A 10,433-nucleotide genomic window follows, 5' to 3' on the forward strand; every position below is an offset into this window, starting at 1 on the left:
CCGTCCTTGCCAAATTGTCAGAGGGAAGTGATGGTGACGCCCAGCGACCGCATGTGGCGGGTCCAGGTCTCCAAGGTCAGCAACTGCCAGATCTGCTTCGAGTAGTCCTCGCGCCCGGCCCGCTCGTCGTCGACGAGCTTCTGTACGGCGGCCCGCTGCAGGAACCCGCTGCCGACCAGCTCACCGCGCAGCAGCGTGTCGTCGACGAGCTCGCGCAGGTCGTTCCGCACCCACGCGCGCAGCGGCGCACTGAACGACGCCTTCGGCCGGTAGATGATCTCCTTCGGCAGCCACGCCTCGGCCGCCTTCTTCAACGCCAGCTTGCTGACCCGGCGGTGGATCTTCTCGCTGCCCGGGATCGAGAACGCGGCACGCGCCACGATCGGGTCGACGAACGGCGTCCGTACCTCGGTCGACGCCGCCATGCTGGACCGGTCCGTGTAGGCGAGGTTCAGCCCCGGCAGGAACATCCGCGAGTCCGCGAGGCACATCCGGTTGACGTGATCGTCGAGCGTGGTGTCGTGGTAGATGTCGGCGTGCTCGGACAGCAGCTTCCCGACGTACGGCTCCAGGTCAGGGCTTAGCAGTCCGGCCAGCTGGTCCCCGTCGTACATCGTGTAGCTGCGCCGGAACGCCGTCTCCTCGGACAGGTTCGCGAACGTCTCGAACCGCTTGGCCCACCGCGCGTACCGCAATCCGCGCCCGTTCACGGTCACCGGCAACCGTCGTACGGTCGGGCCGATCACACCGTTCCGCAGTACGCCGGGAAGCCGCTGGTACTGCGCTCCCATCACGCACGCGAGGTGCTTGCGGTAACCGCCGAACAGCTCGTCGGCGCCCATCCCGGACAGCAGAACCTTCACGCCGGCGTCCCGCGCGGTGTCGCACATCAGCAGCGTGTTGATCGCGGCCGGGTCACCGATCGGCTCATCGAGGATGTCGACGATCCGCGGAAGCAACTCGACGACATCCGGAGCGATCTCGATCTCGTGCAGGTCGATCCCGAACTGCTGCGCCACCTTGCGTGCGTAGATCGCGTCGTCGGGCATCGCCTCGAGCTTCTGGTCCTGCGCCCGGAACGTGATCGTGTACGAGTCGACGCTCGGATCCATGCGCTTGGCCAGCACGGTCACCAGACTGGAGTCCAGCCCGCCGCTGAGGAACGTGGAGACCGGTACGTCGGCGACCATGTGCGCGGCGACCGACTCCTCGATGACCGTGCGCAGGTCGGCGCGCGGACCGGCCGCGGCCTCGGTCGCGACGTCGGTCACCCGCCAGTACAGCTCGTGCCGGCTGCTGCCGTCCGGCCGGAACTCGGCCCACGAACCCGGCGGAAGCTTCTCGACACCGTCGATCGCGCAACGCTGCTCGGGCAGCCAGTAATAGAGCATCGACGCGATCAGCGCGCCTGGCTCGGTCCGCAGCTCGGACCCGACGGCCGTGACGAGTGCCTTCAGCTCGGACGCGAAGACGACTCCGCCCTGTCGGCGGAGGAAGTACAGCGGCTTGATGCCGAGCGGGTCGCGGGCGAGGTACATGCTGCCGCTGTCCTCGTCGAGCATCGCGAACGCGAACATGCCCCGGAACCGCTTCAGCGCGTCCGGACCCCAGCGGCGCCACGCTTCCAGCACCACCTCGGTGTCGCCGTTGGTGCGGAAGCCGACGCCGGCCTTGGACAGCTCGGCACGCAACTCCTTGTAGTTGTAGAGCTCGCCGTTGTAACAGATGGTCAGACCGCGCTTGCTGAACGGCTGGTCGGCTTCCGACGACAGATCGATGATCGACAACCGGCGATGCGCGAGGAACGCCCGTACGTCGCCCTCGTCGAACGCATAGACCCGGTCGGCGTCCGGACCGCGGTGGGCGATCCGGTCGCTCATCGCCTCGGCGAGCGCAAAACCGTCGTGCTGCTGGTAGCAGCCGGCGATGCCGCACACGTCAGGACCCCGTCGCGCGTGCGACGTCACCGATGTGGCTGACGTGACCGGTCAACGCGTCGTACACCTGCAGGTACGCCTTCTGCTGGTGTTTCCACGCCAGCACCTGCTCGACCCGTTCGCGGCCGAGCTTGCCCATCCGCCGCCGCCGTACCTCGTCGTCGAGCAGCTCGACGATCGCTTCGCCGTACTGCGCGACGTCGTTCGGCTCGACGTACACCGCCGCGTCCGCGGCGGAGACCTTGGTCTCGATCAGGTCGAAGGCGACGACGGGCAGCTCGAACGCCATGTACTCCATGGTCTTGTTCATCGTCGACACGTCGTTGAGCGGATTCTTCGGGTCGGGGGACAGGCCGATGTCCGCGGTCGACATCACCGCGCGCACGGTCTCGTCCGGCACCCGGCCGGTGAACTCGATGTAGTCCCTCAGACCGAGGTCGTCCCGCAACGCGACCACCTCGTCGAACGAGTCGCCGCCGCCCATCAGCGTGAACGCGATGTCCTTGCGGCCAAGATTGTTGACAATGTGATCCGCGGCGCGGATGACGATGTCGACCCCGTCCTGCGGGCCCATCACGCCGATGTACGTGACCAGGTAGCGGTGGCCGCGGCGAAGCGTCTCGTCGGCGGCGGCCGGGTCACGCTGCAGCTTGTCCGGGTCCGGCCCGGTGCGGACCACGGTCACGTCGTGGTTCGCCTTGCCGCTGCGGGTGATCGCGATCCGGCGGTACGAGTCGTTCGTCGAGGTGACGTGGTCGGCCGTGCGGTGCGTCGTCCGCTCGAGGAACCGCAGTCCCTTGTACGGCAGGCTCGTCGTACCGCCGAAGCGGGACTGGAACAGCTCCGGGCACAGGTCGTGGTGGTCGAAGACGAACTTCGTCCCGTCCAGGCGGCGCAGCAGCATCGCGATCGGCCAGAAGATGTCCGGCGGGTTGCAGGCCTGCATCACCTTGAACTTGCCGGCCTTGCGGGCGCGGAAGACCAGCCGCAGCGTCAGCAGGAACGAGTACGCGTACTCCCAGACGAAGCTGACCTTGCTGCCGCCCGGTGCGTAGGCCTTGTACTTGTGCACGGTCACGCCGTCGATGACCTGGTACGCCGGGTCGCCCGGCCCCTTCGGGCAGACCACCGTCACGTCGTACCCGGACCCCACCAGCGCCTGGCACTCCAGCCAGACGCGGCGGTCGAACGGCACCCAGAGGTTCTGGATGATGATGAGGACCCGCGGACCGCTCACCAGCCCACTCCTTCGTATCCGGGCAGCGCCTCCACGTCGGTGCCGAGCCGGCCGATCAGGTCGATCGTCCGTGCGGGCGGCGCTTCGAGCAGGGCGTTGATCGCGGCAGTATCGGTGGCCGAGACGATGGCCAGGTCGGCACCGGCGAGGGCCGCCGTCGGGTCGTCGGTGAGGACGCGCTGGAGGTGCGGCAGCTTCGACTGCACGTGGCGCAGGTTCGCGCCCACCAGCCGGGTCGGGTTCACGATCGCGTCGTAGATGCGCAGGTTGTAGCCCTTGCCGATCAGGCGCTCGGCCAGCTCGACGTTCGGGCTCTCGCGCAGATCGTCCGTCGCGTGCTTGAAGCTCAGGCCGAGCAGCGCGATCTCACGGCCGGGGCCGGCGATCACGCGGTCGACGACGTCACGGACGCTCCGCTCGTTGGTGGCGAGCGTGCCGGCCAGCAGCGGGAGCTCGGTGTCGTTCATCCGCGCCAGGTGCAGGACCGAGCGCAGGTCCTTCGGCAGGCACGAGCCGCCGAACGCGAAGCCGGGCTTCAGGTAGTACGGCGAGATGTTCAGGCTCTTGTCCTGGACGAAGATCTTCATCACCTCGCGCGAATCCACCCCGAAGTGCCGGAAGATCCGGCCCATCTCGTTCGCGAACGAGACCTTGGTGGCGTGGAACGCGTTGCAGGCGTACTTGAGCGCCTCCGCCGTCCGGACGTCGACGACCTCCACGTCCGTGCCGAGGAAGCTGAACAGGTCGGTCAGAGCGGTACCGACCTTCGGGTTACGGGTGCCGACGACAACGAACGGCGGCGCGTAGAAGTCGGCCAGGCCGGATCCTTCGCGCAGGAACTCCGGGCACATCGCCGTACCGAAGGTCAGACCCTCCGGCGGCGGTACGTCGGCCAGCACCTTCTCGACCACCTCGTCGACCGTCCCCGGCGGAACCGTCGAGCGGACCACGATGCTGTGGAACCCCGACGTCGGCCGGACGACGGTCTGCGCGGCCTCCGCGATATCGCGGACCGCGCGTTTGATGTACGTCAGATCGGTACTACCCGCCGGAGTCGACGGTGTACCGACACAGATCAGCGAGACATCTGCCCGCTCGAGCGCGACCCGTGGATCGGTGGTCGCGTGCAGGCGACCCGAGGTCGCACCGTCCGCCACCAGCTCGTCCAGACCCGGCTCGACCACCGGGCTGTGTCCCTGAGTGATCGGATCGACCTTCGCAGTATCGACATCGACCCCCCAGACGTCGTGGCCGGCGGCAGCCAGGCACGCGGCCGTAACAGATCCGACGTACCCCAGGCCGAACACGGCAACCTTCATAACGCCCCCCACAGGCTCATGACGCGGCATCCCCACGTCCGCAGCGCCCATGAGAGCACCGTGGCGGACCCCCTGATACACGCCCGCCGAAATCAGGCCGGAGAAATTTGAATCGGCCGGTAAAGAAATTGCGTGTATCAGGCGCTTGTCCGGGGGTTCTGTATTGGGCGACAGGGCTGCACTGGGGTGAGGGGAAACAGATGAGGGTTCTGGTCACCGGGGATCGGGGTTATATCGGGGCCGTCATGGTGCCGTTCCTGCGGGCTGCCGGGCATCAGGTGGACGGTCTGGATACGGGCCTGTACGAAGGGTGTGACCTGCTCGGCGGGCCGGACCCGATCGGGGACAGGGCGCCGCGGGACATGCGGGACGTGACCGCGCGCGAGCTCGAGGGGTACGACGCCGTGGTCTGTCTGGCCGCGCTGTCGAACGATCCACTCGGCAACCTGGACAAGGCGGCGACGTACTCGGTCAACCTGGACGGCACGCTGAACGTCGCGCAGGCGGCCAAGGACGCGGGCGTCGAGCGCTTCCTGTTCGCGTCGTCGTGCAGCTTGTACGGCGCGGCCGGCTCCGAGGCGGTCGGCGAGGACGCCGAGATGTTCCCGGTCACGGCGTACGGCGAGACCAAGGCGCTGGCCGAGCAGGAGCTGTCGAAGCTTGCCGACGACACCTTCAGCCCGACCTACCTGCGCAACGCGACCGCGTACGGCGCGTCGACCCGGCTGCGGCTGGACATCGTCGTCAACAATCTGACCGCGATTGCGCTGACGTCCGGCCAGGTCCGGCTGGAGAGCGACGGTACGCCGTGGCGCCCGCTGGTCCACATCGAGGACATCAGCCGCGCGTTCCTGACCGTGCTCGAGTCGCCGCGGGAGACGATCCACGACGAGGCGTTCAACGTCGGCCGGTCCGAGGACGTCGTCCAGGTCCGCGACATCGCCGAGATGGTCCGCGAGGCGGTGCCCGGCTCGACGCTGTCGATCGCCGAGGGCGCCGGCCCCGACCTGCGCAACTACAAGGTCGACTTCAGCAAGCTCAACGACACGTTCCCGGAGCTGCAGCTGCAGTGGACGGTCCGCAAGGGCGTCGAGGAGATGTACGACGCCTACCAGCGGCACGGCCTCACGCTGGACGACTTCAACTCCGCCCAGTTCGTCCGCCTGCGCCGGATCCAGCAGCTGCTCAGCGCCGGACTCGTCGACGGCCAGCTGCGGCGCCAGACCGACGGGCAGTTCCCGGGACCGAAGGAGATGCAGTGATGAACACCCGGATGAACAGCTGCCGGATCTGCGGCGCGGAGCTCACGCGCACGTTCGTCGACCTCGGCATGTCGCCGCCGTGCGAGAGCTACCTGCGCGCGGACCAGATCGACAGCGGTGAGACGTTCTACCCGCTGAACGTGCGGATCTGCGACAACTGCCTGCTCGTCCAGCTCCCTGCGTACGTCGCCGCGGACGACGTGTTCAGCGACTACCTGTACTTCTCGTCGTACTCGACCAGCTGGGTGGAGCACGCCCGCCGGTTCGTCGTCGACATGCAGGAGCGGCTGGACCTCGGCGCGGAGAGCCTGATCGTCGAGGCCGCCAGCAACGACGGGTATCTGCTGCAGCACGCGACCGCCCTCGGCATCCCGGTGCTCGGCATCGAGCCGGCCGCGAACATCGCCAAGATCGCCAACGAGAACGGCATCCGCACCGAGAGCTACTTCCTCGGTGAGGAGACCGGCAAGGACGCGGCGGCCCGGCACGGGCAGGCGGACCTTGTCGTCGGCAACAACGTGTTCGCGCACGTGCCGGACATCGTCGACTTCGCCAAGGGCCTGCGCGCGCTGGTGAAGGACGACGGCCTGGTGTCGCTGGAGTTCCCGCACCTGCTGCGGCTGATCGAGCGTCGCCAGTACGACACGATCTACCACGAGCACTACCAGTACCTGACGCTGAAGACCGCCGCGCTGGCACTGGAGAAGGCCGGCCTCAAGGTCGTCGACGTACAGGAGCTGGCCAGCCACGGCGGGTCACTGCGGTTGTTCAGTACGCCGATCGAAACCGCCGGCGAGCCGACCGAGCTGGTCGGCAAGGTGCTGCAGGACGAGGCGGACGCCGGGCTGCACACGGTCGAGGGCCACCTCGGGTTCGCCGACGAGGTGTTCGCGATCAAGTCCGACCTGCTCGAGTTCCTGATCCAGGCCCGCCGCGAAGGCAAGACGGTGGCCGGGTACGGCGCTCCCGGCAAGGGGAACACGCTGCTCAACCACTGCGGCATCCGCGAGGACCTGCTGCCGTACACGGTCGATCGCAGCCCGCACAAGCACGGGATGTACCTACCCGGTACGCACATCCCGATCTTCGCCCCGGAGCGCCTGGCCGAGACGCGCCCCGACTACATCGTGATCCTGCCGTGGAACCTGCGCGCGGAGATCGTCCAACAGCTCGGCTACGCACGGGAATGGGGCGCGAAGTTCGTCGTACCCATCCCGCAGCTCGAAGTGATCTGAAAGCCGTGGGGGGAAGGAAAGTCAGATGAAGGTCGTGATCTTCTGCGGGGGGCTCGGGCTGCGGATGCGCAGCGGCGTCGACTCCGCACCGAAACCGATGATGACGATCGGCGACCGGCCGGTCCTGTGGCACATCATGCGGTACTACGCGCACTTCGGCCACACCGAGTTCATCCTGTGCCTGGGCTTCGGGGGGTCCGCGGTCAAGAACTACTTCCTGAACTACGAGGAGACCGTCTCCAACGACTTCGTCATGACGAAGGGCGGCGAGCACATCGAGCTGCTCGACTCCGACATCAGCGAGTGGAAGATCACCTTCGTCGACACCGGCATCGACACCTCGATCGGTGAGCGGCTGCGCCGGGTCCGGCCGTTCCTCGAGGACGACGACGCCTTCCTGGCCAACTACGGTGACGTGCTCACCGACGCGCCGATGGACAAGATCGTCGATCACGTGATGACCAGCGACATCACCGCCAGCCTGCTCGCGGTGCCACCGCAGGCCTCGTTCCACACGGTCGAGTTCGGCACCGACTCCCGGGTCACCGGGCTGCGTTCGGCGGTCGACCTGAACGTCTGGATCAACGGGGGGTTCTTCGTCATCAAGAAGGAGATCTTCGACGTCCTGAACGAGGGTGAGGATCTGGTCGGCGACGCTTTCCCGCGGCTGGCCGCGATGCGCAAGCTCGAGGCCATCCCGCACCACGGGTTCTGGGCGCCGATGGACACGCTCAAAGAGCGCAGCCAGCTCGAGGAGCTGTACCGGTCCGGCAAGAAGCCATGGGCGCTGTGGAGCCACCAGGTCCGCCAGCAGCAGGCACAGGTGCTGGACAAGGAACCCGCGGTGTCGGTGGATGCGCCGGTAGTGGTGGCGCTCTGATGCTTCCGTTCCAGCTCGGCCTGATCGACGGGCCGGTCCACCTGGTTGCCCTCGGCGCCCATCCGGACGACATCGAGATCGGCTGCGGCGGCACGCTGCTGAAGCTGGCCGAGTCGGTGCCGGAGCTGACCGCCGAGTTCGTGATCGCGACCGGTACGCCGTTGCGCCTGGAGGAGGCCCGCCGCGCGGCGGAGCTGTTCCTGCCGGACTGCGAGGTCAGCGTCACGTCGGCCGAGCTGCCGGACGGCCGGCTGCCGGCGTACTGGAACCAGACCAAAGAGTTGCTAGAGGCAACGGCTCGGGGGAGCCGTCGTCCCGACCTGGTGTTTGCCCCGAGCAAGCATGACGCGCACCAGGACCACCGGCTGATCGCGGAGCTGGCGCCGACGGTGTGGCGCAGCCACCTGGTGCTGCATTACGAGATCCCGAAGTGGGACGGCGACATCAGCCGGCCGTGGCTGTACGTCGAGCTCACCGAGGAGCAGATGCAGGAGAAGATCGCGCTGCTGCACAAGGCGTACCCGTCCCAGGTCCCGCACGACTGGTTCGACGGAGAGGTCTTCTCCGGGCTGGCCCGGTTGCGCGGGATGGAGTGCCGGGCGACGTACGCCGAAGCCTTCACGACGGCCAAGGGCATGTTGACATGGTGACTGAGGGAGATGCGGTGAGCCTCAAGTGTCGCGGGTGCGCGTCGGAGAACGTCGTACTCGTGGTGGACATCGGCGACCAGCCGCTCGCCGACTACTTCCCGCCGGCTGACAACCCCGGTCCCGATCCGCGCTGGCCGCTGTCGCTCTGGCTCTGCCGGGAGTGCACGTTGGTGCAGCTCGGTCCGGTGCAGGCACAGCTGGCCGAGGAGCCGCTGGCGGTCGAATCCGCGACCAGCCGCGCGCACGCGGAGGCTTCCGTCAAGGAGATCCTGCGGGACTACCCGGAGCTTCTCGGGACCGTGGTGTTCGAGTTCGGCAGTCCGCACGGCGGGTCGTGGCTCGATCACCTGTTCGCGGCGGGTTCGCGGCTGGCGGGTGAGGACGAGAAGGCCGGCCTGGTGATCGACGTTCACGGGATCGTGCACGAGCCGCAGTACGGCGACTCGCTGAAGCTGCGGGCGGACCGGCTCGCACCGGGCGGCCTGCTGGTGATGGAGTTCCACCACCTGCTGCCGTTGTTCATCGGCAACCAGTTCGACACGATCCGGCACGGCCACTGGGCCTACGTCTCGCTGCGTGCGCTGCAGAACATCGCCGCGCTGCACGGTCTGACCATCGAGTCGGTGCAGCAGGCCGAGATGTACGGCGGCAGCCTGATGGTGATGCTGCGGCACACCGCGGACGCCAAGCCGGACGCATCGGTCGACGTGGTCCTGGACGACGAGGAAGCGGCCGGGATCGCGGACGAGGTCCAGCTCGGCAGCCTGCACGAGGCTGCCCGGCACGCGGCCGGCGCACTGCACGAAGAGCTGACCCGCCACAAGGCTGCGGGCCGCACGGTCCTGGGGTACGGCGCGCCGTCGAAGGCGCCGGTGCTCCTGGACCTGAGCAAGGTGACGACGGACCTGCTGCCGTTCACCGTCGATCTGGCGCCGGGCAAACACGGCCGCCGGATCCCCGGTGCCTGCATGGTGCCGATCCGCCCGATCGAGGAGCTGAAGGCCGCGCGGCCGGATGTCGTCCTCGTGCTGACCTGGGATATCGCCGACGAGATCGTCGCGCAACTGGAAGCCGACGGCGGCTGGGGTGCCACCTACCTGGTCCCGTTGCCGGAGCCGCACGAGATGGGGACTCGTCGTCAAGACGCAAGGTGAACTGGGGAGAGGAACCGGAATGACATCCGTTGTGAGCAGCCTGCGCAGTTCGGGGCTGGATATCGTCAAGCGCGTACTCCGCGGGCCGATGGCCCGATTGACAGCGATCCACCGGCTGCGGTGGCGGGTGACGTCCCGAGAGGCGCTGTTCACGCAGGTCTACGAGTCGTCGGGATGGGACAGCACCGAGTCCGGGTCCGGCACGGGATCCGAGCTGCGGGCCACCGTCGACATCCGCGAACGCCTGCCGGAGATGCTGACCCGGCTCGACGTGAAGACGATGCTCGACGCCCCGTGCGGCGACCTGAACTGGATGCGCCACATTCCGCTCCCGGTGGAGAAGTACCACGGTGTCGACATCGTCGCGAGCGTGATCGAGAAGAACCGGGAGGAGTACGGCAACGAGCAGCGGGACTTCGCGGTCGCCGACCTGACCAAGGACAAGCTGCCTGAGGTCGACCTGATCCTGTGCCGGGACTGCCTGGTGCACGTCTCGTTCCAGGACGCGGCGGACATTCTGGAGAACTTCCGCGCCACCGGTGCGAAGTGGCTGGTGATCAACACCTACGCGAACGTCGAGCGGAACCACAACCAGTTCACCGGCCGCAACTGGCGGCAGCTGAACATGTCGCTCCCGCCGTTCAACTTCCCCGCGCCGCTCGAGTCCTTCCCGGACGGCGGCGAGGTCGACCCGAACCGGCTCGGACTGTGGCGCCTCCAGGACCTGCCGGCCGTCCAGCGAAGCGCCCTGTGAGCCGA

9 protein-coding genes are annotated in these 10,433 nt (G+C 67.7%); 6 read left to right on the forward strand and 3 right to left on the reverse strand.

Going from position 1 to position 10,433, the window contains the following annotated elements; translation table 11 throughout:
* Positions 1-17 precede the first annotated feature (17 nt).
* Genes asnB through ACQPYH_RS15580 form a run of 3 tightly spaced genes read right to left on the reverse strand, consistent with a single transcriptional unit; the run spans position 18 to position 4,493 of the window.
* Positions 18-1,937, reverse strand: a complete 1,920-nt coding sequence (asnB, locus tag ACQPYH_RS15570) for an asparagine synthase (glutamine-hydrolyzing) (protein ID WP_432891834.1) — start codon at positions 1,935-1,937, stop codon at positions 18-20.
* A gap of 1 nt (position 1,938) precedes the next feature.
* Positions 1,939-3,174: a glycosyltransferase family 4 protein gene (locus ACQPYH_RS15575; RefSeq protein WP_432891837.1), complete on the reverse strand. Its 1,236-nt coding sequence runs from the start codon at positions 3,172-3,174 to the stop codon at positions 1,939-1,941.
* Positions 3,171-4,493, reverse strand: a complete 1,323-nt coding sequence (locus ACQPYH_RS15580) for a UDP-glucose dehydrogenase family protein (protein WP_432891840.1) — start codon at positions 4,491-4,493, stop codon at positions 3,171-3,173. The genes ACQPYH_RS15575 and ACQPYH_RS15580 overlap by 4 nt, the downstream gene beginning before the upstream one ends.
* Positions 4,494-4,693: 200 nt before the next feature.
* Here ACQPYH_RS15580 and ACQPYH_RS15585 point away from each other — a divergent pair, with 200 nt between their 5' ends.
* From ACQPYH_RS15585 to ACQPYH_RS15610, 6 genes are read left to right on the forward strand one after another with little or no spacing between them, the layout of a single operon-like run.
* Positions 4,694-5,755 carry an NAD-dependent epimerase/dehydratase family protein gene (locus ACQPYH_RS15585; RefSeq protein WP_432891842.1) on the forward strand — a complete coding sequence of 354 codons (1,062 nt, stop codon included), beginning with the start codon at positions 4,694-4,696 and terminating at the stop codon, positions 5,753-5,755.
* Positions 5,755-6,990 carry a class I SAM-dependent methyltransferase gene (locus ACQPYH_RS15590; RefSeq protein ID WP_432891845.1) on the forward strand — a complete coding sequence of 412 codons (1,236 nt, stop codon included), beginning with the start codon at positions 5,755-5,757 and terminating at the stop codon, positions 6,988-6,990. The genes ACQPYH_RS15585 and ACQPYH_RS15590 overlap by 1 nt, the downstream gene beginning before the upstream one ends.
* A 25-nt stretch (positions 6,991-7,015) precedes the next feature.
* Entirely contained in the window at positions 7,016-7,870 is an 855-nt protein-coding gene (locus ACQPYH_RS15595) for a glucose-1-phosphate cytidylyltransferase (RefSeq protein ID WP_432891847.1), read from the forward strand.
* Positions 7,870-8,520: a PIG-L deacetylase family protein gene (locus ACQPYH_RS15600; RefSeq protein WP_432891850.1), complete on the forward strand. Its 651-nt coding sequence runs from the start codon at positions 7,870-7,872 to the stop codon at positions 8,518-8,520. Before ACQPYH_RS15595 ends, ACQPYH_RS15600 begins: the two co-directional genes overlap by 1 nt.
* A gap of 14 nt (positions 8,521-8,534) precedes the next feature.
* The gene (locus ACQPYH_RS15605) at positions 8,535-9,674 is read left to right on the forward strand and encodes a methyltransferase C-terminal domain-containing protein (RefSeq protein WP_432891853.1); all 1,140 of its coding nucleotides are present in this window, start codon (positions 8,535-8,537) and stop codon (positions 9,672-9,674) included.
* A 19-nt stretch (positions 9,675-9,693) separates the two neighbouring features.
* Positions 9,694-10,428: a class I SAM-dependent methyltransferase gene (locus tag ACQPYH_RS15610; RefSeq protein WP_432891855.1), complete on the forward strand. Its 735-nt coding sequence runs from the start codon at positions 9,694-9,696 to the stop codon at positions 10,426-10,428.
* Positions 10,429-10,433: the final 5 nt, after the last annotated feature.

The sequence above is a fragment of the Kribbella sp. CA-245084 genome, assembly GCF_050942355.1.
In the GTDB taxonomy this organism is placed as follows: domain Bacteria; phylum Actinomycetota; class Actinomycetes; order Propionibacteriales; family Kribbellaceae; genus Kribbella.